Here is a 24,541-nt window from a genome sequence, read left to right on the forward strand (position 1 = left end):
AGGAGTCCTGGAAGCATGGCAGTATCCCCTGATACGGCAGCCGATCTCGTGTACCAGATCTTCGACCTCCAACGTGCGATGCGGTGCATCGCAACGGCCAGCGTGTGCGGCCAGGACACAGGGGTGGCGCTCCAGGGCGTCCTGCGGTTCGTGGGGGAGGGGGAGTCGCGCGCTACCAGCCTTGCGGAGCGCCTTGGAGTCAGCGCGCCGGTCCTTAGCCGCCACATCGCGGACCTGGAGGAGCAGGGCTTCGTGGTCCGACGGCCGGATCCCGACGACGGCCGTGCCCAGTTGGTGGCCCTCACGGCGCCGGGCGCGGACAAGCTGCGGCACATCGAGGAGCAGCGGACAGCCGTGCTGCAGGACTACCTCCGCGACTGGAGCCAGGAAGACGCCGGTTCCACGGCGAAAACCCTGCACAAGCTCACGGAGTCACTTAAGAAATCAGTCCGGGCAACGGCGGCCGGCACCACAAAAACCACCGTTCTAGGAGCATCTTGATGGCAAGCCGGACCGCCGCACCTGATACATCTGCACATCAATCAAAGGGCCAGCCGACAACTGCGCCGGAGATGTCCCACCGGCAGATCATGGAGGCCCTCACGGGGCTCCTGGCCGCATTCTTTACCGCTATCCTCAGCAGCACCATCGTGGCCAATGCGCTGCCCACCATCATGGCCGACCTGAACGGAACACAGACCGACTTCGCCTGGGTGATCACCGCTGCACTGCTCGCAAACGCCGTCACCATTCCCATCTGGGGCAAACTCGCCGACCTCTTCAACAAGAAGGTCCTGGTCCAACTCAGCATCATCATCTTCGTGGCCGGCTCCGTCATGGCCGGGCTCTCCGAAACCATCCCGCTGCTGCTGGGTGCCCGCGTGATCCAGGGCGTAGCCATGGGCGGCCTTACGGCACTTGCCCAAGCCATCATCGGCACCATGATCCCGCCCCGGAACCGCGGGAAATACTCCGGCTACATGGGCGCGGTCATGGCAGTGGGCACCGCCGGCGGGCCGCTGCTGGGCGGCTTCATCGTGGACAGCCCGCTCGGCTGGCGCTGGACTTTCTTCGTCTGCGTGCCGCTCGCCGTCGTCGCTCTCATCCTGCTGCAGGTCACCCTCAAAATCAGGCACGTCCGCCGCCCTGCCAAGATCGACTGGCTGGGCTCCATCCTGCTGACCTCCGGCGTGAGCCTGCTGCTGATCTGGATCTCCTTCGCCGGCAACCCGGCATACTACGACTGGATCTCCTGGCAGTCGGCGTTGATGGTGGGCGGCGGACTCCTCCTGCTCGCCCTGCTGGTACTGGTTGAATCCAAGGTGGAGCAGCCCATCATTCCGCTCAAAATCATCTCCGAACGCACCACGGCACTGGCCATCCTCGCCTCCGTGGCCGTTGGCATCGCAATGTTCGGTTCCTCCACTTTCCTGGGCCAGTACTTCCAGGTTGCCCGCGGCGCCACTCCCACCGAAGCCGGGCTCCTCACCTTGCCCATGATTGCCGGAAACCTGGTGGGCTCGGTGGCATCAGGGCTGCTGATCAGCCGTACGGGCAAGTGGAAGGGCTATCTGATCGCGGGCTCCATCCTGCTGATCGGCGGCCTGGGACTGGCAGGCACCATGGACCACACCACCGAGCTGTGGCATGCGGGCATCTTCACTGCCATCCTTGGCCTTGGCCTGGGCATGCTGATGCAGAACCTCGTCCTGGCGGTGCAGAACACCGTCCGCGCCTCGGACATCGGCACGGCCAGTGCCTCGGTGGCGTTCTTCCGTTCAGTGGGCGGCGCCATCGGCGTCTCGGTCCTCGGCGCCGTCCTGGCCAACCGCGTCAGCAATCTTGCAACCGAGGGCCTGGCAGCCGCCGGTATTCCGGTCCAGGGAGGCAGCGCGGGCAGCAGCATGGACCTGGCACATATGCCCGAACCCGTCCGGGAGATCATGCGGGCCGCCTACGGTGACGCCACGGCCGAAGTTTTCCTGATTTCCGCCGCGGTAGCGGTGGTGGCGCTGCTTTCAGTGCTCTTCATCAAGGAAAAGCCGCTGCGCCGGACGGTTGACATCCAGCCTGAACCGGCGGCACAAGGTACGACGCCGGAGCTTGCCCCAGCGGGAAAGTGACCTGAGGGGGTACTCCCCCCGGATGATCTTTGTCCATGCTGTTTCACGGCGGGGAGGAGTTTCGTAGAGTGGGGAGGCTAAGGATGTCAGCCCGGCTGCTAGTACTTAACCTTCCTACCGAACTCATCCCTAAGGACCCGTGGGCATGCTCCTCACCCTCATACGGCGGTTTTCCAGGCCGTATACGCCGTATCTCGTGGCTGTCATCGTTTTCCAGTTGGCGTCCACCATTGCCGCGCTGTACCTTCCCAGCCTGAACGCGCAGATCATCGACGAAGGGGTCTCCCGCGGGGACACGGACTTCATCTGGCGGACCGGTGCCGTGATGCTGCTGGTGGCGTTCATCCAGGTGGGGACAGCCATCGCCGGCGTCTATTTCGGTTCCAGGACGGCCATGGCACTGGGCCGGGACCTGCGCCGTGCCGTTTTCCGCAAGGTCACCAGTTTCTCAGCCAAGGACGTCAACGCCTTCGGCGCTCCAACTCTGATCACCCGCGGTACCAATGATGTCCAGCAGGTCCAGATGCTGATGCTGATGGCACTGAACTTTATGGTGGCCACGCCCATCATGTGCATTGGCGGCATCATCATGGCGCTGCGGGAGGACCTCAACCTTTCGTGGCTGGTGTGGGTTTCGGTGCCGCTCCTCACCGTGGTGGTGGGCTACCTGGTGGTCCGGCTGATGCCCCTGTTCCGGTCCATGCAGAAAAAGATCGACCGCATCAACGCCGTGCTGCGTGAGCAGATCATCGGCATCCGGGTGGTCCGGGCCTTCGTCCGCGAACCCTATGAAACGGACCGGTTCGGGGAAGCCAACAGGGAACTGACCGACGTTTCCCTGAAGATCGGCGCCCTGTTTGTCCTCATGTTTCCCGCCATCAGCATGATCCTCCACCTGTCAACGGCCGCCGTGCTGTGGTTCGGCGGCCAGCGGGTCGACTCCGGGGAGATGCAGGTAGGCGCGCTGACGGCCTTCCTGCAGTACCTGCTGCAGATCCTGATGGCCGTCATGATGGGTACCTTCATGGCCATGATGATCCCGCGCGCCTCTGTCTGCGCCGACCGTATCGGCGAGGTGCTCGACGTCGAACCGTCCATCCACGATCCCGAAGAGCCCGAATCCCCGGCTTCGCTGACTGGCGTGGTTGAGTACCGCAACGTCACCTTCGCCTACCCGGGAGCCGAATCACCGGTCCTGAGCAACATCAGCTTCACCGCGAGGCCCGGGCAGACCATCGCCATCATCGGGTCCACGGGTGCGGGCAAGACCTCGCTCCTGTCCCTCCTGCCCCGGCTTTACGATGCCGCCAAAGGCGAAGTGCTGCTGGACGGCGTCCCGGTGGGCAGGCTTGAGCGCGCCGAGATCACCAGGCGCGTGGCCCTGGTACCCCAGCGGCCCTACCTTTTCTCCGGCACCATCGAGCACAACCTGCGGTTCGGAAAGACCGAAGCCACTGACCAGGAACTCTGGGAAGCGCTCCGGATGGCCCAGGGCGAGTTGTTCGTCCGGGAAAAGAAGAACGGCCTGAACGCCAGGATCTCCCAGGGCGGAACCAACGTTTCGGGCGGCCAGCGCCAGCGCCTCTGCATCGCGCGGGCCCTGGTGACCAAACCCAGGGTCTACCTGTTCGATGACTCCTTCTCGGCCCTCGACGTCGCCACCGACGCCCGGCTCCGTGCAGCGCTGAAGAGCACCACCGCGGACGCCACCGTCATTATCGTGGCCCAGCGGGTCTCCACCATCACCGAGGCTGACCAGATCCTGGTGCTGGACAACGGCCGGATCGTGGACCGCGGAACGCACGAGGAACTCCTGGAAACCTCGCCCACCTACCAGGAAATCGTTGAATCCCAGCTGAGCGTGGAGGAAATGGCATGAGCCCCCGCAAAAAGGACTCCACGTCCATTCAAGAAACGGCCCCTTCCCCGGATGCACTGGACGTGGAGCTGGTTGAGGACGACGAATTTTTCGAGGAGGAGTACAAGCCCTCCGAGGCGGACGGCGACATGTTCGGCGGGATGCCCGCGAAAAAAGCCCAGCATTTCTGGCCCTCCGCCAAGCGGTTGATGGGACTGCTGAAGCCTGAGGCCCTGGGCATCTACGTGGTGGTTGGCATGGTGATTGTCGCCGTGGTCCTGAACGTCATCGCCCCGAAGATCCTTGGCCAGGCCATGGACGTCATCTTCGCAGGCGTGGTGGGAAAGCAGCTTCCCGCCGGCGCCAGCAAGGAACAGTTCGTGGATGGGCTGCGCCAACAGGGACAGGACAACTTCGCGGACATGGTCTCCCGGATGGAGCTGGTGCCCGGTACCGGCATCAACTTCGACAAGCTCACCATGCTCATCGCGATTGTCCTGCTCATGTACTTCGTGGCCAACATCTTCCTGTGGCTGCAGGGCTATGTGCTGAACCGCATCGTCATGAAGGTGATCCGGCAGCTCCGCGACGACACCGAAAAGAAACTGAACGGCCTGCCCCTGAACTACTTCGACACCCGCCAGCGCGGCGACGTGCTGTCCCGCGTGACCAACGACGTCGACAACGTCCAGCAGGCTCTCCAGCAGGCGTTCGCCCAGCTGATCAACTCCGTCCTGACGGTGATCGGCATCGTGATCATGATGTTCATCGTTTCCTGGCAGCTTGCGCTGATCGCCTTGATCGCGCTGCCCTTGTCCGGCGTGGCTGCAGGCATGATCGGGGTGCGGAGCCAGAAGCTCTTCGCCGTGCAGTGGAAGAACACCGGCTCGCTCAACGGCCAGATCGAGGAATCCTTCTCCGGTCATGATCTGGTGCGGGTGTTCGGCCGGGACGCGGACATGCTGGAGCGGTTCGAGGAACGCAACGAAGAACTCTACAAAGCCAGTTTCGGGGCGCAGTTCGTGTCCGGCATCATCTTCCCGGTGATGCAGTTTGTCTCCTACCTCAGCTACGTGGGCATTGCGGTGGTAGGCGGGCTCCGTGTGGCCTCGGGCTCGATGTCATTGGGCGATGCCACTGCGTTCATCCAGTACTCACGCGAATTCACCCAGCCGCTGGGCCAGATGGCGGGCATGGCCAACATGCTCCAATCGGGCGTGGCGTCCGCGGAACGCGTGTTCGAGTTCCTGGATGCCGATGAGCAGGACCCTGAGACGGCCACCGAGCGCCTTCCGGCCAGGACCGACGGGCACGTGGATTTCAAGGACGTGACCTTCAGCTACACCGAGGACCGGAAACTCATCGAGAACCTGTGCTTCACGGCGGAACCCGGAAACACCGTGGCCATCGTGGGACCGACCGGCGCCGGAAAAACCACTTTGGTGAACCTGGTGATGCGGTTCTACGAGCTGAACTCCGGCGCCATCACCCTGGACGGAGTGGACATCACCCACCTCAGCCGGTCCGAACTCCGGTCCAAGGTCGGCATGGTGCTGCAGGATGCCTGGTTGTTCGGCGGGTCCATCTACGACAACATCCGGTACGGCAACCTCGACGCCACCGAGGAGCAGGTCATGGCCGCAGCCAAGGCCACCTTCGTGGACCGTTTCGTGCGGGCACTGCCGGAGGGCTACGACACCATCATTGACGAAGAGGGCAACAACGTCAGCGCCGGCGAAAAGCAGCTCATCACCATAGCCCGGGCATTCGTGGCCAACCCCTCGCTGCTGATCCTCGACGAAGCCACCAGTTCCGTTGACACCCGCACCGAACTCCTGGTGCAGAAGGCGATGGCGGCGCTCCGCTCGGACCGGACCAGCTTTGTGATCGCGCACCGGCTGTCCACCATCCGTGATGCCGATACCATCCTGGTCATGGAGAACGGCAGGATTGTCGAACAGGGCAACCACAAGATGCTCCTTGCTGCCGGGGACGCCTATTACCGGCTCTACATGTCGCAGTTCGCCGGGGTCGACGCCGGGGAGGTCCCGGTGGATGATTCGACGGCGGTGCACAGTTGAGCGCGCAGGACGGCCACATGGGGCAGGAGAACGGGAAGAACGGCAGCCGGCGGATCGAGGTCCTGGTCCCGATGCGCTGGGGAGACATGGACGCTTACGGCCATATCAACAACGTACAGATCGTCCGGATGCTGGAGGAAGCGCGGATTGGGGCCTTTGGGCCTCCCAAGGGAGCAGGGCTTCCCGGCATCGAACCGCACGTGTCGCTCTTCAACGCTGTCCCGGACGGGACTATGGCGCTGGTGGTGGACCACAGGATCCGGTACGTCAGGACCCTTGATTACCGCAACGTTCCTGCCGTGGTGCAGGTGTGGGTGGGTGCCGTCAAAGGGGCGAGCTTCGACATCCACTACCTCATCCAGGACCCCGTCACCGGGGAGGACTGCGTGAAGGCCAGCACCCATCTGGCCTTCGTGGACGAAACCACCGGCCGCGTGCAACGGCTGACTTCCGAACAGAAGGAACGGTTGGCTCCCTACACTCACTGAACTACCAAGGCAGGGATTGCCCTGCCCGGCCCCACACCTGAAACTGGACACACAACAAAGGAGCATCATGGCCAAGAAGAAGACCTGGAAAGAAATGTCGCCGTCCGCGAAGGCCGGCACCATACTGGTGGGCATCGCGCAGATTTCCCTGTTGGTGGCGGCGCAGCGGGACATTTCAAAGCGCCCGGCGGCAATGATCAACGGTCCCAAGGCTGCGTGGCGGGCGGCGTCCTTCATCAACTTCATTGGCCCCGTGGGTTATTTCACCTTCGGCCGGAAACGGGCTGCCCCGGCCAAGTAAGGCACACTTCGAAGGCCGGGCATCGGGCGGCCAGTACATCCTGCCGGAACTGCCCAACCAGCGGCCATTGAGCAGCCTTCCAGCTTCACCCTGTAAATTTGAATCCATGACCCCCGCCTCCACTGCTGCCATGACCCGCGCCCTCGGCATCTCCCGCGAGATCGAGGACGCGGCATGGTTCGTCCTGGGGCCGGGGCTGCAGGGCAAGCCGTCGGCGTTGGACGGGCAGACGCTGACGTGGACGTCGGAGGCGGCAGCAGAGCTTCTGGAGCGGCTGGAACGCGGCGCGCCGGACTCCAAGGCGCCCATGATGACCAACCTTCGGCATAACTTGGACGGGGCGCCCCGCGAGGTGAAGCAGCTGGCGGTCGAGCTGCTCTTCCTGCAGTCCCTGCCGCTGGCGCACGAGGTGAAGTCCCTCAAGGTCAAACGTGCCCGGGTGGCCGAGGCCGCGTCCTGGCTGCAGCCTCCACTCGAGCTGCCTGGCGAGCTTTACCAGGGCATGACTGACCACGGCGTCATCCGGGACCGGACGGCCGAATTCAACTGGACCATCTGGGACCACCTGAGCTGGCTGTGCCGCTTTGTGCAGCATGTGGACCAGCAGCCGCCGGCAGTCATCACCGGCGCACTGCAGGACCCGTTGAACTTCCACCGCCTTGCCGCGGCCACTCCCGCTGACCAGCCCGCCATCCGCCGAAGCATCGAGTTCCTGGCCTGGCCAAGCTACTTCGAACCCGTGGTGGCGGATGTGGAACGGCAGGAAATCCGTGATGCCTTCGCCTCCCTGATCGGCGGGGCCAAGGGGGACAGCGAAGAGGACATCACCGCCGACATCCACCGCATCCGCCTGCACCTCGATGAGCAGGCGGGCCAGCGCATTGACTGGTACGCCCGGCAGCTGGTCAGCCAGTGGCGCAAAGTGGGCGACCCCGGGCACCGGGCCTGGCTGCTGCGGACCCACGGCGACAACACCGAGCTGCTGACTGCCTGGCAAGGCGAAGAAAAGGTGACGCTCGACGTCGAGCATCTCCGGCTGCTCGGCCCCGGCGTCGCGGCGGGCGTGGTGCAGCACGCCGTGGACGAGGACTACAAGCACCTCGGCTACGTGGAACGCGAGGACACCAAAACCGCTGTCTTTGCCTTCCTCACCGTCATGAAGCCGGGCGACCTGGTGTTGTACCAGCACAACGGCACGGTGCGGCTGGGCGGCGTGCTCGGCGAACCCGACTACAACGATGACAACCGGCGGCTTCGCCGGAAGGTCCGCTGGTTCGACGAAGGACATCCCACCGCCAGCCTGCCCCGGCACGTCCAGCGGCAGCTGGCCACCGCCGGCATCGTGGTGGACGTCACCCGCGTGGCGCAGGCCCTGCAGGCCCTCCTGCCGGCCGAAGCGGAAACAGAACCCGACGGCGATACTGAAGCCGCCGTCGTCGTCCCGCCGGTCCAGGAGGGGTTCCGCCAGCTGACGCAGGAATTCGCTGACTCGCTGCACATGGAGCTGGAACCACTGCAGGAGATTGCCGACCTGCTGGAAGAGAACCGGCAGCTGGTCCTCTACGGTCCGCCCGGTACCGGCAAGACCTACCTGGCGAAGCACCTCGCGGCCGAGCTTGCTGACGACACCACCGATGAGCGCGTCAAGCTGGTCCAGTTCCACCCGTCCTACGCCTACGAGGACTTCTTCGAGGGCTACCGGCCGGACAAGACGGACGAGGGCCAGGTGTCCTTCAAACTGGTCGCCGGCCCGCTCCGCCGCCTCGCTGAGGAGGCCGCCAAGCCCGGGAACGGGAAGAAGCCGTACTTCCTGATCATCGACGAGATGAACCGTGCCAACCTGGCCAAGGTGTTCGGCGAACTGTACTTCCTGCTGGAGTACCGCGACGACCGGATCTACTTGCAGTACAGCCCCAACGAACCCTTCACCCTGCCCGACAACCTGTACATCATTGGCACCATGAACACCGCGGACCGCTCCATCGCCATGATGGACGCCGCCATCCGCCGCCGTTTTTCCTTTATCGAACTCCACCCGCAGACGGAGCCGGTGAAGGGCTCACTGCTCCGGTTCCTGCAGGCCCGCCGGCTGGACACCACCCCGGCGCTGCTGATGGATGCTTTGAACAGTGCCATTGACGAGTGGGACCGTGACCTGATGATCGGCCCGTCCTATTTCATGAAGCAGGCGGCCCAGACGCCGGCCGGGCTGCGCCGGATCTGGAAGTACGAGCTCATGCCGCTGCTGGAGGAGCACTACCACGGCCAGCTCACCAGGGCGCAGCTTGAGGAGCGCTTCGGGCTGGACCGGTTGCTGGGTCGCCTTGCGACCGGGTAGCTCCGGATCTTCCTTGCGGCACCTGGTCCTGGACGAACTGTCCCGTGGAATCGTGGAGCGGCTGGATCCTGCCAGTGCATCCTTCCTGAACTCCAGTGGCCTGGCCAAAGCCTCGCCGATGGGTATGGGCCTGTACCGGATCGAGCCCGTGGGAAAGGTGGGTTCGGTCCGGACACCCACCGTGCAGCTGGACGTGCGCCCCAAGGACCGGCTGGGGCTCAGCCGGCTCCTGTTCCTGCTCAGCTACACCGGCGAGCAGGGCTTCCGGCCGGATGCCGTGGCGGCCGTCGAGGATCTGGACCTTTGGAGCGCCCTTGCTGAATCGTTGGCCCAGTTGGCCGAGCGGGCCCTGGGCCGGGGCGTCCTGCAGGGCTACCTCACCGTTGATGAGTCGTTGCGGACCGTCAAGGGGCGCATCCGGATTTCGGACCAGATCTCCCGCCGGCCGGGAATGCTGGTTCCCCTGGAAGTGTCCTATGACGAGTTCACCGAGGACATTGCGGAGAACAGGATCCTGCGCGCGGCACTTGAACGGATGGGCCAGGTCCCGCGTGTCCGCCCGGAGGTGCTGAGCCGGCTGCGCCTGCTCAAGGGAAAGCTCGACGCCGTCACCCGGCTTCCAGCAGGCGCTCCGCTGCCGCCGTGGAAGCCCACCAGGATGAACCTCCGCTACCACGCGGTGCTCCGGCTGGCTGAACTGATCCTGCGCAACGCCTCAGCGGAGGCCGGCGAGGGGCGACAGCAGACTGCCTCGTTCGTTGTGGACATGGCCCGGGTGTTTGAGGACTTCGTGGGTACTGCCCTGCGCGAGGGAATGGCCGCCTACCCGGGGGAACTCCGGCTTCGGTACGACGCAATGCTCAGCGAAGCGGTGCGGGACGCGGACAGGCTGTCGGTCCGCCCCGATGCGGTGCACCTGCTCGGCGGCCGCCCCGTGGTGGTCTACAACGCAAAGTACAAGGCAGCGTCCGACGCGGGCGCCTCCCTGACAGCCGATCATTACCAGATGCTGGCCCACAGCACTGCGCTGGCCGTGCCCACAGCGTGGCTGGTCTACGCCGGCGCCGGGGAGATGAAACTCCGCCGCATCCTCAACACGGATATCGACATCGTGGAGTACCCGCTGGACCTGTCCATGGCGCCCGCTGACATCCTGGCCTCGGTGAGGGAGCTGGCACGCCAGTCATGGGGAGAGGTTGTCAGGCAGGCCCGGAGCGGCTGACGCCGGACTGGCCCGCCGCCGTCGTACGCATTGGCGGTACTAGACCGGAACCCGGAACGTGAACGTGGTGCCCTTGCCCAGCGTACTGTCCACCTCGATGGTTCCGCCGTGTGCCTCGACGATGGCCTTGCTGATGGGGAGGCCCAGGCCAACCCCTGGAATGGCCGTGCGGCGGACGCTGCTGGTGCGGAAGAACTTGGCGAAAACCTCAGACGCGTCTTCCGGGGTCATTCCCATGCCCGTGTCCGTAACGTGGCACGCCAGGTAGCCGTCGTCCTGGGCAAGCCTGACCAGGACGTTCCCGCCGCCGGGGGAGTACTTGATGGCGTTTGATACGAGGTTGTCCAGAACCTGGGAAATGCGCGGCCCGTCGACGTGGGCCTCGAGCCGTTCTGGTACGTCCGCCTCCAGCACCACGCCGGAGGCAGCCGCCCTGGGCGCGGCTGAGGAAACACTTGCCCGGACAAGTTCCGCCACATCCACCGCGTGCGGGGTGACGATCAGCTGGCCATTGCGGCTGGAAAGCAGGTCGGAAACCAGGGTCAGGAGCCGTTCAGAGTTCCGCCTGACAATCTCCAGCATGTCCCGCTGCGATTCCTCCGGCTCGTCAGCGAGCAGGATCTCCACATAACCGAGAATGGATGTCAGCGGGGTCCGGAACTCATGGGAAACGCTGGAAACGAAGTCGTCTTTGGCCGTCAGGGCATTCACGAGGTCGGTCACGTCGCTGAAGGCGATCACGGAGCCGGCGAACTTGCCATCGGCATCCTTCATTGCCCGTGCAGTGGTGACAAAAGCCCGCTGCTCGTTCTCTACGCCCAGCCAGACCAGATAGTCCGTGAATGTTTCGCCGAGGACGGCACGGCGGACCGGGCGCTCCTCGACGGGAACCAGCGTCTTGCGGTCAGGCCCGAACACCAGGAGTTGCGACTCGTTCGGGTCCTCGATGTCCTTCGGCCGGGCGAGTTCGTGGTTGGCACGCTGCTTCCGGTTCATCAGGACGTCATGGCCATCGGCGTCGACGGCGAGAACGCCAAGGTGGACGGTGTCCAGGACGGTGTTGAGCAGGGACTCCTGGCGCTGGCTGGTCCGCAGGTTGGCCTGCAGCTGGGCGTCCTTGTCTTCGAGTTCACGCTGCTGGCGCATCATGCTCAGTGTCAGGACGCTGACGGACACGCCAATGCCAAGCATCATGACCGGCAGGAGCAGCGAGCGGGCGAAGTCCTGGGCGGTGAAGTTCCCTTTCAGGAACAGCGGAACCCAGATGATGGCCAGAGGAGCAAGGAAGGAAAGCCACAGGGCCACCCTCGGGTAGTAGCCGGATGCGCACCACCAGATGACCGGAAAGACGGCCAGGAGGCTGATGCCGGTAAGGCTTTCCTGTCCGCCCTCGCGGCCAAAACCGATCGAGACGAAGTCGAGCAGGGGGATGGCCAGGAAGCTTGTATAGGGGAGTCGGTCCCACGGAACGATGTAGCACAGGGCCATGAGGGCCAGCTGGGACACCAGGAACGTGACGAAGAACGGGTTGTTCATCGTGGCCGGGAAGAATGTCCACACCAGGAACGCCGTCAGCAGCGTCGTCACGAACAGCGGCATCTGGCTCAGCGCCACGCGGTCCGTCAGCCGGTATTCGTGGAAGGGCCGGCGGAAGAAGCTTAGCCTCCCTGAGGACCACGCCGTGGGACTAGTCATGGCGTGACGACTGACGGGGCAGGGGGTGCAAGGCCATACCAGCAGGATATCCGCAGCCAGCTATACTTCTGACGTTGGCTGCTGAGGGGGCGCTATGAGTGATGCACGTGTGGGGCTGGTCATCGAGGATGACCAGGACATCCGGGAACTGGTTCGCACAGTGCTGAGCCAGGCCGGTTTTGACGTGACCGTGGCCAGCAGCGGTGCCGAGGGTGTGCTGATCGCCAAGAACCTCAACCCGGACGTGATCACGCTGGACCTGGGACTGCCTGACATTGACGGGTTTGAAGTGTCCCGGCAGATCCGTGAATTCTCGGACGCCTACATCGTGATGCTCACGGCCCGCACCGAGGAGTTGGACACCCTCATCGGGCTTGAGTCCGGTGCCGACGACTACCTCACCAAGCCATTCCGCCCCAGGGAGCTGCGCGCCCGCATCGCAGCGATGATGCGCCGCCCCAGGTCAGCTCCGGAGGCAGCCGATACCCTCCCGGCCGAGGCAGCAGCGGACGCCAATGAACGCTCCGAGCATGGAAACTTCAGCCATAACGGGCTGGAATTGAGTTACGCCTCCCGGACCGTCGTGGTGGACGGCAAGGAGATGAACCTGACCCGCACCGAGTTCGAACTGCTCCACGCCCTGCTTGAGGCGGGCCGGACTGTCCGGACCAAGGCGGACCTGGTGCGCCGGCTGCGGGACGAGGATTACGACGTCGGCAGCTACATCAGCGAGGCTGACGAACGGTCCGTCGAGGTCCACATGGGGAACCTGCGCAAGAAACTTGGCGATTCGCCGCAGCAACCGCGCTGGCTGCAGACGGTCCGCGGGGTGGGTTACCGCCTGGCACCCGAAGGGGCCTGAGCCTGCAGCCGGTGCATGGTTTGCCGGCCGCATTGGTTGATGGGACGAAGGAACGTCGCAGCCAACCTGGGCAGGACGACGGCGGCTGCCTCCTCACGCGCCCCGGTGCGGATTTCGCCTTCCAACTCCATGGCCAGCCCGGCGAGGCGCTCGGCCCCCACCATCTGGCTGGATGTCTTCAGGCTCAGGACCGCGTCCACTGATCCCTCCAGGTCTCCCGTGGTCAGGGCCAGCCGGAGGCGGGCGATCCGGTCCGTCAGGCAATTGATGAAGTTCCCCACGAAGACCTTGCAATACCCTTCGTCCTCCTCCAGCTCCTCGCGGAGACGGTCGAGAACGGACTTGTCCACCAGCGGCCGGGGGGCACCATCCGAGGCGCTCATGGCGCTCCTTTCAGCCGGGGAATTCCACTCCGGCGACAGTGCGGGCGGGTGGGTCATTTTGTTGCTTTCAGGTTAGGTGTGACGTCTTTGCCCAGCAGGTTTTCAGACGAGAATTGTGGGTTTCTTGATAAGAGTGCAGGTTTTATCCCAATACTTGATTCAGCGCGTTTTGCACCTAAAAACTTGCGGCTGCAGCCGCCGTCAGCTGGGCCGGCAGCGCTGGTCACGCTGAACCCCGGATCGGGCCCGGCCGGCTCTGCCGTCACGGTCTCCGGTACCGGCTTCAAGGCCTCCACCACGGGCACGGTGACTGTGGGTTCGGCCACCTTCCAGTGGGCTGGCCACGCCGGGCGGTGCAATGGCGGCAGCGGAACTGGACGAAGTGTCCCATTTGGCGGGGGAGAGCCCCTCGATAATCCTGATGTACAAGGGCTTCCTCCAGGCGCCACCGCTGGCCGAGATGGACGCTGTCCGCGCCCGCGGCGCGCTTCCGCTGGTTACCTGGGAACCGTGGGCCTGGGGCGGGGGCGTAAACCAGCCTGCCTACGCTGGACCGGATTGCCGCCGGTGACTTCGATCCGCGGATCCGGGAGTAGGCCAAGCCCCCGCAGTGTGGGGCAAGCCCGTGATGATCCGCTTCGCCCATGAAATGAACGGCGACTGGTATCCGTGGGCGGAAGGGTGAACGGAAACCAGGCCGGCGACTACGTTGCGGCCTGGCAGCACGTCCACGACGGGGTCGCCGCCACGGGAGCAACCAATGTGCAGTGGGTGTGGTCGCCGAACGTACCCTACTGGGGGTCCACCGGCCTGGCCGGGCTCTACCCCGGCACAGCCTACCTGGCTGCCCAGCCGGACGTGATGGGTTTCGTGTGGTTCCACCTGCAGAAGGAGGCAGGCTGACTGGAGGATCAACAGCAGCGATTCTTCGGCTTCCGCGCTCAAGTCCGCGCTGCTGGCGCGGCGTAGTTAGCTGGCAGGAAGGAATTACGCTGCTCCGGACTGTTGGTTGGGACGTCCGCCAATCGGGACAACGGGTTCATCCTTTGGAGCCAGAATCAAGAACCGCGGCGGCAAAGGCTAAAGATTGCCTCAAGATGGTTGCCTGCCTTCCAGGAACTGCACCAGATGGGCTTCCAGCGCCGAACCGTCTTTGAGTTCGCATTCCCAAATGGTGAGGACTTCCCAGCCGGCGTCTTCGAGCTGGTGGCGCTGGCCGGCATCACGCTCCCTCGTCCGGGAGCGCTTGGCAGCCCAGAATTCCGCGTTGGCTTTGGGGGCGTGCTGGCCCACGCGGCAGTCATGGAAATGCCAAAAGCAGCCATTCACGAAGATGACTTTGCGGCGGCCGGCGAAAACCAGGTCCGGGTTGCCGGGCAGCCGGGCGGCGCCGGACCTGCCGTGCAGGCGATAGCGATAGCCCTTGGCATGGAGCAACCTGCGTACCAGCAGTTCGGGCTTCGTGTTCTTGCCCCGGATCCGGGACATGTTCCAGCTGCGCTGCTCAGGAGTGAGCTTGTCCGCCATGCTTCAAGTCTATGAGCCGGGCAGGAACGCGTTGTCAGGGCTCCGGCTGCTCGCCGAGCTGGAAATGGCGCCCGGTCACGGAGAGGGGCTCGATTTCCACATAGAAGTCCTTCAATGTGGGCACCCAGGATTTCAGCCCTAGTTCCTCCACGGCTGCCACTTCTGCCGAATTGCTGAGCACCCTGGCTTTCCCGCGGAGCACCACGGACCAGGCTTCGTCGGACAGGATGCCGTCCGTCTCGAAAAGCACGGTGGCATTGATGGTCAGCTGGGCGAGCTTATTGCCCGGCGCCGTCCGCAGATACAGCTTCCGGTCCGACGTCACATAGTTCACCGGGAAGATGTCCGGCTCGCCTGCCACAGAAACCACCAACCGGCCGTGTAAGGTGCCTTCCAGGAGGCGCCAGGACTGCTCATCGTCGAGTTCCAGGACGGGATTGCCGTCTGCATGTTCAAACATCATGCCGCCATTCTTCTACGTCATGTAGAAACACGCCAGAGGGTGCTGTGGTTGCAGGTGTGAACAGTTCCGGTTCCGGAGGTAGTGATTCCATGCCGGGAGCAGCGCGCCCACCAGCCCAGCGGCGAGACCTGCACCTTGAGCCGTCGTCTGCAGCACGTACAAAAGCGCGGGGGTTCCAAGTCAAGCCTCGCCTCGCATTCCCGGTGGGCGTCCGACGACGGCGCGCTCCCGCGGTCGGACGCTTTTCTTTCCGAGGCCATGCCGCAGAGGCCGCAAAAGCTTCCGGTGGTTGAGCTTGCCGAGCCTGGGGAGCGGTTGGGGATCATAGCGTCTTCTGGAGTTCCTTGATGGGCATGTTGAGGTCTACCAGGAGGTTGAGGTCTGCGGTGGCGGGGCGGCCGAGGGTGGTGAGGTAGTTGCCGACGATGACGGCGTTGATGCCGCCCAGGAGTCCCTCGCGGGTGCCCAGGTCGCCGAGGGTGAGTTCGCGGCCGCCGGCGTAGCGGAGGACGGTGTGGGGCATGGCCAGCCGGAACGCGGCGATGGCGCGGAGCGCGTCCTTGCCGTCCATGATCTGCTGGTTTTCCAGCGGTGTTCCGGGCCGGGGGTTGAGGAAGTTCAGTGGTACCTCGTGCGGTTCCAGGGCGGCCAGCTGGGCGGCGAGTTCGGCCCGTTGCTCCAGGGTTTCGCCCATCCCGATCAGAGCGCCGCAGCACAGTTCCATCCCCGCGTCCTTGACCATGGCGCAGGTCTCCAGTCGTTCCTCGTAGGTGTGGGTGGTGACCACTTCGGGGAAGTAGCTGCGCGCGGTTTCGAGGTTGTGGTTGTAGCGGTGGACGCCCCAGCTGGCGAGCTGGTCCACCTGCCGCTGGGTGAGCATGCCCAGCGAGCAGGCGATGTTGATGTGTCCACTTCCTCGTTGATCCGGTCGATGGCGAACTTGATCTGGTTCATGAGTTTGATGTCGGGGCCGCGGACGGCGGCCACGATGCAGAACTCGGTGGCTCCGGTGGCGGCGGTTTCCTTGGCGGCTTTGACCAGCTCGGGGATGTCCAGCCAGACGCCGCGGACCGGGCTGTCGAACAGACCGGATTGGCTGCAGAAGTGGCAGTCCTCGGGGCAGCCGCCGGTCTTGATGGAGATGATGCCTTCCACCTCCACGTCCTCGCCGCAGTGCCGGAGCCGGACCTGGTGTGCCAGCTCGAGGGCGGCGGGCAGTGCATTATCAGGAAGGCGAAGGACCTCCAGCAGTTGGGACTCTGAGAGGCCGATGCCCTCTTCCAGGACCTGCTGCCGGGCTGTCTCCAGAACTGGGTGCTGCAGGAGTTGGGGGTGCGTCGTCATTGAGGGTTCTTAGGCTCGAGGAAGTTCTCATCCTGACGGTAGTTCTGCATTCCCCGACCGTTTTTGTGGGAGGGCAACAACGCCGGCTCACCACTTTTGTTGACAGCGTAAGTCAACACTTAACGCATTGGAAAGTTCCGTGACGCCGCTGTCTTTCCTGCTGATTAGCCGCACCAGAACGTCCATAAAACGAAAGCGACGCACAGAAATGAGCACCGAACAGAAACAGCGCAGCTGCTGGACCCTGCTTTGCCGCCTGGCGGCCGCCGTCGCACCGGCTTCCTTTATGACTTTTGCCTGTCCTGTCTGGGTGGTAGAACCGGAGATGGCGCCTGTGGATAAGTTTGATCGTTGAATTGTGACGTGGGTTACCCTTAAGGCACTGTCCGAGCAAGCCGTCTTGAAACTACTGGGGGAATAGCGGCCATGACATCTCACAACGTTTCTATGTCCCGTGGCATGCGGTCCAGCGCAGTTGTATTTGTACTTGCCGCTTCCCTCGCGGTGGCTGGATGCGCGGGCGGAGCACCAGCAGATCCGGGAACGTCGTCCCCTGCTGCTACAGAATCAACTTCGCCCAATGCTTCCCCCAGCCCGACCGCGACGCCCAGCGCACCCTACAAACCGGCCGACGCATCCGGTCCAGCCCAAAACGTCCCGGTCCCCGTCCTGCCCGAGGTGGCAAAGACGGAGACGAAGGAGGGTGCTGAGGCGTTCGCAAAATATTGGTTCAATATGCTGAGTTATTCCTATGAAACGGGCGACGTTTCTAACTTTGAAAGTTTAGAACCGCCGTCATGCGTGGCTTGCCAGACAGTCAAAGAGGTCATTGTGAGTTGGCACTCGGATGGTCGCTGGTTGGTAGGGGGTAAGTTATCGACGCCAGTCACAAACACGACTTTCGTCAAGGGCCAGGACGGCAGGTATCAGGTCGCCGTCCAGGTCCATCAGGAGCCCTTGTCGTATATGCGAGCTGATGGGACTGTAGCTAGGACGGACCCTCCGGCGCCCGACCAAGGGAACCTATTATTCCTAGCCTACGAAAATGGGGCATGGTCCGCGGTTGAGCTCGGAAGTATTGTTGGCTAGAAAATGTCCGGTTCCCGAATCCTTTGCCTCATCCTGGCAGCAACGATATCTATCGGGCTAGGTGCAATGCCGGCACAGGGTGACGATAGCAGCGATCCGGAATTCGGTGGCGCATGGAACCCGGGTCTCGGAGTAGGTGGTCACATATGGGACGGTGAACGAAACGAATTTATTCCAGCTGATCCCAAGGTGCCGTCGACTGACCCCAACGAGTACAAGTACGAGCTCCAGTGCCACCTCGGTGGGGGAGACTTCGACACTCCTTGCCTCGCCAGGCAAATCGAATGCAAGGACGGGCCTGACGCCGAAGATGGCATCCCGGTCACCTGGCTCTCGCGGCCCCGGGGAGTGCCAGGTGCTGTGTGGGCGTTCCATTCGGGACCTACCTGCCTCTACGACGCAAAGCCCGAGGACTTGCTGCCGCGCATCGCCGCGGAGATCCAGCGGGAGTTCCAGAACCTGCCGGTGAACGCCGGGTCTGTCGTGGCGCAGCCCAGCCCGCACACGCTTCGAGGTGCCGAGACCAACTTCTACGCCGAGGCCGTCGAGCAGCAGTTCGACATCACCATGTTCGGCCAGCAGGTTCATGTGGTCGCGACGCCCGTCCAATACACCTGGAACTACGGGGACGGCACGGTGCTCGGCCCGCAACCCTCCATGGGTGGCCCGCTCCCGCAGGACCGCTGGGGTGAAAAGACAAGGACAAGCCACGCCTACGGCGATACCGGAGACTTCCAGGTGGTGCTGACCACCACCTTCCAGGGAACCTACTCAGTCAACGCCGGACCGCCCCTGCCCATCCCGGGCCAGGGCCAGTTCAGTGCACCGCCGCAGACCATCAGTGTCTGGCGTTCGCTGACCCGCAACTACGCCGACGACTGCAACGCCAACCCGCAAGGCCAGGGCTGCCCGGGAGTAGCAACACCGCGCTAGAAGCCCGCCGACGGCCCTGTGATTCCCGCCGCATCCGGAATAGTTGCATGCGCGCCCCAGTTGGCACGAGCAGTACGACTTACGCCTTCGAAAGGAACTGCGCATGCTGTTTTCCCGGCCCTTCGCAGATGAGCATGGTTAGGGCCATCTGACGCCGAGGGCAGGAGCGTGTCCTGATGCCGCTGCGGCGTGGTGCGGGAGGAGAGGGGTCAGGGCCTCTTTGAATTGGTAGCGACCAAGCTTCCAAGTAAATAAAGAGACCCTGATATGCCCAATGCTACTTCCTGCCCGGGCGGGCGCTGGTGCGAGCGGGCAGACGCGCTTCTTGGTGTCGACGGCATCCACGTCTGCTCGGTCACGGCGGTCGGGACCGGCCTGGTTCTGCACGTTGAAACATCCGAAACTCTTAGCGGGTGTCCGGACTGCGGTGTCGTCGCGGTCGGGCATGGCCGCCGGCAGGTCCGGCTCCATGACACCCCGTGTTTCGGGCGGCCGGTGCGGTTGCTGTGGGCCAAGCGTGTCTGGCGCTGCCCGGATCCGGACTGCCGAAGAACCACGTTCACCGAAGAGCACCCGTTGGCCGGGCCACGGGCGAAACTGACCGCCCGCGCGGCGGCATGGGCGACGGATGCGCTGCAGCGTTTCGACACCTCGGTATCGGCCCTGGCCCACCAGCTCGGCGTCTCCTGGCACACAGCCTGGGACGCCATCAAGGCAGAGGCGACCCGACGGATCGCAGCGACCGGCCGGCTGACAGGGGTGAACGCGCTCGGCGTCGATGAGCATGTCTGGTCCCACACCGGTCCGCCGGGATCCGGAATGGTGACCGGGATCGTGGATCACACCCGCGACGAGAAGGGCGTGGTGCATGCCAGGTTGCTGGACCTCGTCCCGGGCCGGTCCGGGAAGGCCTACGCCGACTGGCTTAAAGACCGCGGCGAGGAATTCACCGCCGGCGTCAAGACGGCAGCGCTGGATCCGTTCCGCGGCTACGCCAACGCCATCCGCGACGAGCTGCCCGAAGCGATCACCGTCCTGGACGCCTTCCACGTCGTGAAACTGGGATCGGCCATGGTCGACGAGGTCCGCCGCAGGGTCCAGCAGGAGACCCTGGGCCACCGGGGCCGCAAGGGAGATCCGCTCTACGGTATCCGGCGGACTCTGCAGACCGGCGCGGAACATCTGACCGAGAAGCAGGCCGCCAGGCTCGATGCGAAACTCACCGCCGGGGACCACGGCCACGAAGTCACCCTGGCCTGGCAGTGCTATCAGAAGCTACGGAACATCTACCACTCCCGCCCGGAACGCGGCAGGGGGCTCGTCAACGAGGTCATCGCATCGTTCCCGTCCTGTCCGATCCCGGAAGTCGCCCGGCTCGGTCGAACACTCAAACAATGGAAGGCCGCGATCCTGGCCTACTTCGACACCCGCGGCGCCTCCAACGGCCCCACAGAAGCAATCAACGGCGTCATCGAAACCACCCGCCGTATCGCCCGTGGGTTCCGTAATTTCCCCAACTACAGACTCAGATGCCTACTTGCCGCCGGCGGCCACCGACCCTACCGAATCAAACAGACGAACCATGCCTAAATGCGAAGACCCGTTTTCCCCCCTCGCCCTTGGCGAACTTGAGCTTCCCAACCGCCTGGTCATGGCGCCGTTGACCCGGCTCCGCTCAGGTGAGGAAGGCGTCCCCGGCCCGCTCGTCGTCGAGCATTACCGCCAGCGTGCCTCCCTCGGACTCATCGTCAGCGAAGGCACCTACCCCAGCCCGGCGGGACGCTCCTACCCGGGCCAGCCCGGCATCGCCACCGAAGAACAGGTCGCCGGGTGGAAGAAGGTCACCGACGCCGTGCACGCTGAGGGCGGCCGGATGTTCGCGCAGATCATGCACGGCGGCCGCGTCTCGCACCCGGACATCACCGGTGGCCACCCCCTGGTCGCGCCCAGCGCCGTCGCCATCGAAGGTGAAGTCCGCACTCCATTCGGGAAAAAGCCCTATCCCGTGCCGCATGCCCTCACCACCGACGAACTGCCCCAGGTGATCCAGGAAATTGTCAACGCCTCGCTGAACGCCATCGAGGCCGGCTTCGACGGCGTGGAACTGCACTCAGCCAACGGCTACCTCCTGCACGAGTTCCTGGCCCCCAACTCGAACGTCCGCGCCGACAGCTACGGCGGCTCCCCGGAGAACCGTGCCCGCTTTGTCATCGAGACAGTCAATGCGGTGGTGGCAGCGCTGGGTGCGAACCGGGTGGGCATCCGCATCTCCCCGGAGCACAACGTCCAGGGCATCGCAGAGACCGATGCCGCCGACGTCCGCGCCACCTATGAAGTCTTGGTGGACAGCATCGCCCCGCTCAACCTTGCCTATCTGAGCATCCTGCACCACGAGCCGACGGGTGAGCTTGTCCAGGACCTCCGCGCCCGTTTCGGCGGAACCTTCCTGGTCAACACCGGATTCGGGCTGGTCACCACCCGTGAGGAAGCCGTCGACCTGGTGGCTGAGGGGCACGCCGACGCAGTGGTGGTGGGCCGTCCCGCCATCGCAAACCCGGACCTGGCCCGTCGCTGGAAGGAAAACCTTCCAGTGAACCAGCCGGACCCGTCCACGTTCTACGCCGAGGGCGCTGAAGGGTACACGGATTATCCCCTGTACCAGGGCTAAGCACCCTTTTAACTGCGACGACGGCGGCACCCTGCTTTGGGTGTCGCCGTCGTTGGCTGCTCGGTGTGCTGTCCCGGCAGCAGGTGCCACAGGCCATCCGACGACCCTTCGGCATCTATTAATTTGGCCCGCCGGGCCCCTCTGGAAGCCGGCGGTGATCAGATGCTACTCCAGCGAATGGACTTTTGCTAGGGTCCAAATGGACAAGATTTCCAGAGCTAAAACCCCATTTATAGCAGCGCCTCCCGGCCCGTCCCTTCCTTCATCACGAGCCTGCCGTCCTCGATCGAAACGAGCACGCTTTTGGGCTTGCCGCTGACCTTCGTGATCGCTTTCAGGCCGCGGTTGGTGACCTCCACGCCCACGTGCGCGCCCTTCGCCGGCAGCTCCACGGAAACCTCGGACGCTATGCCGAGGAGCGGGTTGGTGGAAACCCCAAGGTCCCGCCACGCCTGCTTACCGTTCACTGTCACGGTGATATTGGCTTCCTCGAACCCCTCCTGAAACACGACAAGCAGTTCGCGCATGGCTGCCTCTTCCTTGAGCTGTGGGTGCCTGTGACGGCACCTCCACTACAGCACTTCCCGGGCGGGAGCGGAATACCCTTGCCGGGCATCATCCGGCCGCCGCGCAACTGCTGCTCGCTCGCCGGCAGTGGAGCCGGGCAGGTGGGTAAGGCAAGATGTTCTGGTGACCCAACTGCCGCAAGCACCCACCTCCGTTCCAACTGTTGCCCCAAAGCCGGACGACGCCATCTACACCCAAATCGCTACAGAACTGGGCGTCAAAGCCTGGCAGGTGAAGGCCGCGGTAGAGCTGCTCGACGGCGGGTCAACAGTCCCGTTCATCGCCAGGTACCGCAAGGAAGTCACCGGGACGCTGGATGACACCCAGCTCCGGGAGCTCGAAGACCGCCTGCGCTACCTCCGCGAACTTGCGGACCGACGTCGTGCTGTCCTGGAAGCGATAGAAGCGCAAGGCCAGCTGACGCCGGAGCTCAGGAAAGCGATCCTCGCTGCGGATACCAAGTCGCGTCTGGAGGACATCTACCTGCCCTTCAAGTCGAAGCGCCGTACCAAGGCGCAGATTGCCCGCGAGGCTGGCCTGGAACCGCTGGCCGAGGCCCTGCTCAAGCGGCCGGACCTCACCCCGGAGCGCGAAGCCGCTAAGTACCTGAACACTGAACACGCCATCGCGGACGCAGCCACCGCGCTCGCAGGCGCCCGCGCCATCCTCGTGGAACGGGTGGCCCAGGACCCCGACCTCGCCGCCACCTTGCGCGAGCGGCTGTGGACGCAGGGCCGGATGGTGTCGCGCGTGAAGAAGGGGAAGGAAGCCGAGGGCCAGAAGTTCGCCGACTACTTCCAGTTCGCCCAGGCTCCCGCCGGAATGCCGTCCCACCGGGTGCTCGCGCTGCTGCGCGGAGAAAAGGACGGCGTCCTTGAGCTCGACCTCGCCGAAGCGGATCCCGCGGACGACGACGCCCTCGCCGCCGCGCGCGCCCGCTACGAGTCAGCAGTGGCCCGGTGCCTCGGGGTTGCCGACCGCGGCCGTCCCGCCGATGCCTGGCTGATGCAGACTGCCCAGATAGCCTGGCGGTCCCGGGTCCTTGCCCGGCTGACGGCGGACCTCCGCGGGAGGATGTTCGCCGCAGCAGAGGATGAAGCGGTCCGTGTCTTCGCAGCCAACCTGCGTGACGTGCTGCTGGCCGCCCCCGCCGGAAACCGAGCCACGCTTGGCCTGGACCCGGGACTCCGCACGGGTGTGAAGGTGGCGGTGGTGGATGGCACCGGCAAGGTGGTGGCCACCGATACGGTGTACCCGCACGCCCCTGCGCGGAAGTGGGACGAAGCCCTGGCCACCCTGGTGCGGCTGGCGCGGCAGCACGCCGTCGAACTCGTGGCTATCGGCAACGGCACCGCCTCCCGGGAAACGGACAAGCTCGCCGCTGAGTTGATCAAGCGGCTGCCGGACGTGGACCGGAAGCCCCAGAAACTTGTGGTGTCCGAAGCCGGCGCGTCGGTATATTCTGCGTCCGCGCTCGCGGCCGCAGAGCTGCCGGGCATGGATGTCTCCCTGCGCGGGGCCGTGTCCATCGCCCGGCGGTTGCAGGACCCGCTCGCTGAACTGGTAAAGATCGACCCGAAGTCCATCGGGGTGGGCCAGTACCAGCACGACGTGACGGCATCGAAACTGGACCGGAGCCTGGACGCTGTGGTGGAGGACTGCGTGAATGCCGTGGGCGTGGACGTCAACACTGCTTCACCCGCACTCCTCAGCCGGGTAGCCGGCGTCGGGCCCCTGTTGAGCGAAAACATCGTGGCCTACCGGAACTAGAACGGCCGGTTCGCCAAGCGTGCCGACCTCAAGAAGGTGCCGCGGCTGGGCGCCAAGGCGTTCGAGCAGTGCGCCGGCTTCCTGAGGATTACCGGGGGAGCGGAGCCATTGGACGCTTCCAGTGTGCACCCCGAGGCCTATTCGGTGGCGCGCAAGATTCTGGTCGCTGCCGGTTCGGCACCGGCCTCGTCCCTGGATCCCCGGGACTTTGTGGACGATACATTCGGCCTGCCCACCGTTACGGACATCCTGGCCGAGCTGGACAAGCCGGGCCGGGATCCGCGCCCTGCCTTCGCCGCTGCGACGTTCTCTGAGGGCATCGAGAAGATCTCCGACCTGAAGCCCGGAATGGTGCTTGAGGGGACCGTGACTAACGTCGCGGCTTTCGGCGCATTCGTGGACGTGGGCGTCCACCAGGATGGCCTGGTCCACGTCTCGGCCCTGGCGAACCGCTTTGTGTCCGATCCCCGCGAGGTGGTGAAGTCCGGCCAGGTGGTCCGCGTGAAGGTTCTGGAGGCGGACCCGGACCGTAAGAGAATTTCCCTTACATTGAGGCTCGACGACGAACCCTCCGCTGGCGGGGCGGCTCCCGGCCGGCCCGGCGGCAGGAACCAGAACCAAAGCGGCGGAAAGGACCAGAACTCCGGGCGTGGGGGTAACCAGTCTGCTGAGCGCGGCGGGCGGCAGGATCCGCAGCGGTCCGGAGGACAGAAGCCCTCGAGCGCGGCAGGAGGCCGCGGCTCATCCCCGAAGCCCGCACCCGTGAACACGGCCATGGCCGAGGCGCTGCGTAAAGCCGGCCTGGGTAAATAGCCGGTTCCGGCTTGCT

At 64.5% G+C, this 24,541-nt stretch carries 18 protein-coding genes and 4 pseudogenes; 15 read left to right on the top strand and 7 right to left on the bottom strand.

Annotated elements, in window-relative coordinates:
• The first annotated feature begins 15 nt into the window (after positions 1 to 15).
• From NXY83_RS05085 to NXY83_RS05120, 8 genes and pseudogenes are all read left to right on the top strand, one after another.
• Positions 16 to 501 (top strand): MarR family winged helix-turn-helix transcriptional regulator, encoded by a 486-nt coding sequence (locus tag NXY83_RS05085; protein ID WP_258805005.1) that lies wholly within the window; start codon positions 16 to 18, stop codon positions 499 to 501.
• Positions 501 to 2,087 (top strand): annotated as a pseudogene (locus tag NXY83_RS05090) (MFS transporter); the annotation flags it as partial. The gene NXY83_RS05085 and the pseudogene NXY83_RS05090, both read left to right, overlap by 1 nt.
• A 181-nt stretch (positions 2,088 to 2,268) precedes the next feature.
• Entirely contained in the window at positions 2,269 to 4,002 is a 1,734-nt protein-coding gene (locus NXY83_RS05095; RefSeq protein WP_258805006.1) for an ABC transporter ATP-binding protein, read from the top strand.
• A complete protein-coding gene (locus NXY83_RS05100; protein ID WP_309484121.1) occupies positions 3,999 to 6,062 on the top strand; it encodes an ABC transporter ATP-binding protein in 2,064 nt (687 codons plus the stop codon). Before NXY83_RS05095 ends, NXY83_RS05100 begins: the two co-directional genes overlap by 4 nt.
• Positions 6,063 to 6,133: 71 nt before the next feature.
• Positions 6,134 to 6,550, top strand: a complete 417-nt coding sequence (locus tag NXY83_RS05105) for an acyl-CoA thioesterase (protein ID WP_258806070.1) — start codon at positions 6,134 to 6,136, stop codon at positions 6,548 to 6,550.
• Between the two features lie 67 nt (positions 6,551 to 6,617).
• Positions 6,618 to 6,851 carry a PLDc N-terminal domain-containing protein gene (locus NXY83_RS05110; protein ID WP_258805007.1) on the top strand — a complete coding sequence of 78 codons (234 nt, stop codon included), beginning with the start codon at positions 6,618 to 6,620 and terminating at the stop codon, positions 6,849 to 6,851.
• Between the two features lie 106 nt (positions 6,852 to 6,957).
• Positions 6,958 to 9,189, top strand: a complete 2,232-nt coding sequence (locus tag NXY83_RS05115; protein ID WP_258805008.1) for an McrB family protein — start codon at positions 6,958 to 6,960, stop codon at positions 9,187 to 9,189.
• Between the two features lie 28 nt (positions 9,190 to 9,217).
• Complete coding sequence (locus NXY83_RS05120) at positions 9,218 to 10,411, top strand: 5-methylcytosine restriction system specificity protein McrC (protein WP_397427592.1); 1,194 nt, start codon at positions 9,218 to 9,220, stop codon at positions 10,409 to 10,411.
• Between the two features lie 39 nt (positions 10,412 to 10,450).
• Here NXY83_RS05120 and NXY83_RS05125 read toward each other — a convergent pair whose 3' ends face one another.
• Positions 10,451 to 12,106, bottom strand: a complete 1,656-nt coding sequence (locus NXY83_RS05125; RefSeq protein ID WP_258805010.1) for a sensor histidine kinase — start codon at positions 12,104 to 12,106, stop codon at positions 10,451 to 10,453.
• Between the two features lie 94 nt (positions 12,107 to 12,200).
• On the opposite strand from NXY83_RS05125, the gene NXY83_RS05130 reads away from it, so the two are divergent.
• Positions 12,201 to 12,968, top strand: coding sequence for a response regulator transcription factor (locus NXY83_RS05130; RefSeq protein WP_258805011.1), 768 nt, complete (start codon positions 12,201 to 12,203; stop codon positions 12,966 to 12,968).
• Here the strand turns inward: NXY83_RS05130 and NXY83_RS05135 are convergent.
• The gene (locus NXY83_RS05135) at positions 12,941 to 13,351 is read right to left on the bottom strand and encodes an Hpt domain-containing protein (protein WP_258805012.1); all 411 of its coding nucleotides are present in this window, start codon (positions 13,349 to 13,351) and stop codon (positions 12,941 to 12,943) included. The genes NXY83_RS05130 and NXY83_RS05135 overlap by 28 nt on opposite strands.
• A gap of 53 nt (positions 13,352 to 13,404) precedes the next feature.
• A complete protein-coding gene (locus NXY83_RS05140; protein ID WP_258806410.1) occupies positions 13,405 to 13,677 on the bottom strand; it encodes a hypothetical protein in 273 nt (90 codons plus the stop codon).
• Here NXY83_RS05140 and NXY83_RS05145 point away from each other — a divergent pair.
• Positions 13,571 to 14,324: pseudogene (locus tag NXY83_RS05145) on the top strand (glycosyl hydrolase). The gene NXY83_RS05140 and the pseudogene NXY83_RS05145 overlap by 107 nt on opposite strands.
• A gap of 119 nt (positions 14,325 to 14,443) precedes the next feature.
• Here the strand turns inward: NXY83_RS05145 and NXY83_RS05150 are convergent.
• From NXY83_RS05150 to bioB, 3 genes and pseudogenes are all read right to left on the bottom strand, one after another.
• A complete protein-coding gene (locus NXY83_RS05150; protein ID WP_258805013.1) occupies positions 14,444 to 14,878 on the bottom strand; it encodes a very short patch repair endonuclease in 435 nt (144 codons plus the stop codon).
• A 34-nt stretch (positions 14,879 to 14,912) separates the two neighbouring features.
• Positions 14,913 to 15,341: a pyridoxamine 5'-phosphate oxidase family protein gene (locus NXY83_RS05155; protein ID WP_258805014.1), complete on the bottom strand. Its 429-nt coding sequence runs from the start codon at positions 15,339 to 15,341 to the stop codon at positions 14,913 to 14,915.
• Positions 15,342 to 15,663: 322 nt separating this feature from the next.
• Positions 15,664 to 16,685, bottom strand: a pseudogene (gene bioB / locus NXY83_RS05160) (biotin synthase BioB).
• A gap of 459 nt (positions 16,686 to 17,144) precedes the next feature.
• On the opposite strand from bioB, the gene NXY83_RS20995 reads away from it, so the two are divergent.
• The 4 genes from NXY83_RS20995 (at position 17,145) to NXY83_RS05175 (ending at position 21,375) form a co-directional block, all read left to right on the top strand.
• Positions 17,145 to 17,774 (top strand): DUF6318 family protein, encoded by a 630-nt coding sequence (locus NXY83_RS20995; RefSeq protein ID WP_397427593.1) that lies wholly within the window; start codon positions 17,145 to 17,147, stop codon positions 17,772 to 17,774.
• A 189-nt stretch (positions 17,775 to 17,963) separates the two neighbouring features.
• Positions 17,964 to 18,707 (top strand): PKD domain-containing protein, encoded by a 744-nt coding sequence (locus NXY83_RS05165; protein ID WP_258805015.1) that lies wholly within the window; start codon positions 17,964 to 17,966, stop codon positions 18,705 to 18,707.
• A gap of 267 nt (positions 18,708 to 18,974) precedes the next feature.
• Complete coding sequence (locus NXY83_RS05170) at positions 18,975 to 20,297, top strand: ISL3 family transposase (RefSeq protein ID WP_258805016.1); 1,323 nt, start codon at positions 18,975 to 18,977, stop codon at positions 20,295 to 20,297.
• Positions 20,290 to 21,375, top strand: a complete 1,086-nt coding sequence (locus tag NXY83_RS05175) for an alkene reductase (protein ID WP_258805017.1) — start codon at positions 20,290 to 20,292, stop codon at positions 21,373 to 21,375. Before NXY83_RS05170 ends, NXY83_RS05175 begins: the two co-directional genes overlap by 8 nt.
• Before the next feature lie 230 nt (positions 21,376 to 21,605).
• On the opposite strand, the gene NXY83_RS05180 is transcribed toward NXY83_RS05175, so the two are convergent.
• Positions 21,606 to 21,902: a hypothetical protein gene (locus NXY83_RS05180; protein ID WP_258805018.1), complete on the bottom strand. Its 297-nt coding sequence runs from the start codon at positions 21,900 to 21,902 to the stop codon at positions 21,606 to 21,608.
• A gap of 163 nt (positions 21,903 to 22,065) precedes the next feature.
• Between NXY83_RS05180 and NXY83_RS05185 the strand changes: the two are divergent.
• Positions 22,066 to 24,525, top strand: a pseudogene (locus NXY83_RS05185) (Tex family protein).
• Positions 24,526 to 24,541: the final 16 nt, after the last annotated feature.

The sequence above is a fragment of the Pseudarthrobacter sp. NS4 genome (assembly GCF_024758005.1).
GTDB lineage: Bacteria > Actinomycetota > Actinomycetes > Actinomycetales > Micrococcaceae > Arthrobacter.

Excerpts from the sequence above, each read along its gene's own strand:
- NXY83_RS05085 (WP_258805005.1), top strand. The coding sequence starts at position 16 with ATGGCAGTATCCCCTGATACGGCAGCCGATCTCGTGTACCAGATCTTC.
- NXY83_RS05095 (WP_258805006.1), top strand. The coding sequence starts at position 2,269 with ATGCTCCTCACCCTCATACGGCGGTTTTCCAGGCCGTATACGCCGTAT.
- NXY83_RS05100 (WP_309484121.1), top strand. The coding sequence starts at position 3,999 with ATGAGCCCCCGCAAAAAGGACTCCACGTCCATTCAAGAAACGGCCCCT.
- NXY83_RS05105 (WP_258806070.1), top strand. The coding sequence starts at position 6,134 with ATGCGCTGGGGAGACATGGACGCTTACGGCCATATCAACAACGTACAG.
- NXY83_RS05110 (WP_258805007.1), top strand. The coding sequence starts at position 6,618 with ATGGCCAAGAAGAAGACCTGGAAAGAAATGTCGCCGTCCGCGAAGGCC.
- NXY83_RS05115 (WP_258805008.1), top strand. The coding sequence starts at position 6,958 with ATGACCCCCGCCTCCACTGCTGCCATGACCCGCGCCCTCGGCATCTCC.
- NXY83_RS05125 (WP_258805010.1), bottom strand. The coding sequence starts at position 12,106 with ATGACTAGTCCCACGGCGTGGTCCTCAGGGAGGCTAAGCTTCTTCCGC.
- NXY83_RS05130 (WP_258805011.1), top strand. The coding sequence starts at position 12,201 with ATGAGTGATGCACGTGTGGGGCTGGTCATCGAGGATGACCAGGACATC.
- NXY83_RS05135 (WP_258805012.1), bottom strand. The coding sequence starts at position 13,351 with ATGAGCGCCTCGGATGGTGCCCCCCGGCCGCTGGTGGACAAGTCCGTT.
- NXY83_RS05150 (WP_258805013.1), bottom strand. The coding sequence starts at position 14,878 with ATGGCGGACAAGCTCACTCCTGAGCAGCGCAGCTGGAACATGTCCCGG.
- NXY83_RS05155 (WP_258805014.1), bottom strand. The coding sequence starts at position 15,341 with ATGATGTTTGAACATGCAGACGGCAATCCCGTCCTGGAACTCGACGAT.
- NXY83_RS20995 (WP_397427593.1), top strand. The coding sequence starts at position 17,145 with ATGCGGTCCAGCGCAGTTGTATTTGTACTTGCCGCTTCCCTCGCGGTG.
- NXY83_RS05170 (WP_258805016.1), top strand. The coding sequence starts at position 18,975 with ATGCCCAATGCTACTTCCTGCCCGGGCGGGCGCTGGTGCGAGCGGGCA.
- NXY83_RS05175 (WP_258805017.1), top strand. The coding sequence starts at position 20,290 with ATGCCTAAATGCGAAGACCCGTTTTCCCCCCTCGCCCTTGGCGAACTT.
- NXY83_RS05180 (WP_258805018.1), bottom strand. The coding sequence starts at position 21,902 with ATGCGCGAACTGCTTGTCGTGTTTCAGGAGGGGTTCGAGGAAGCCAAT.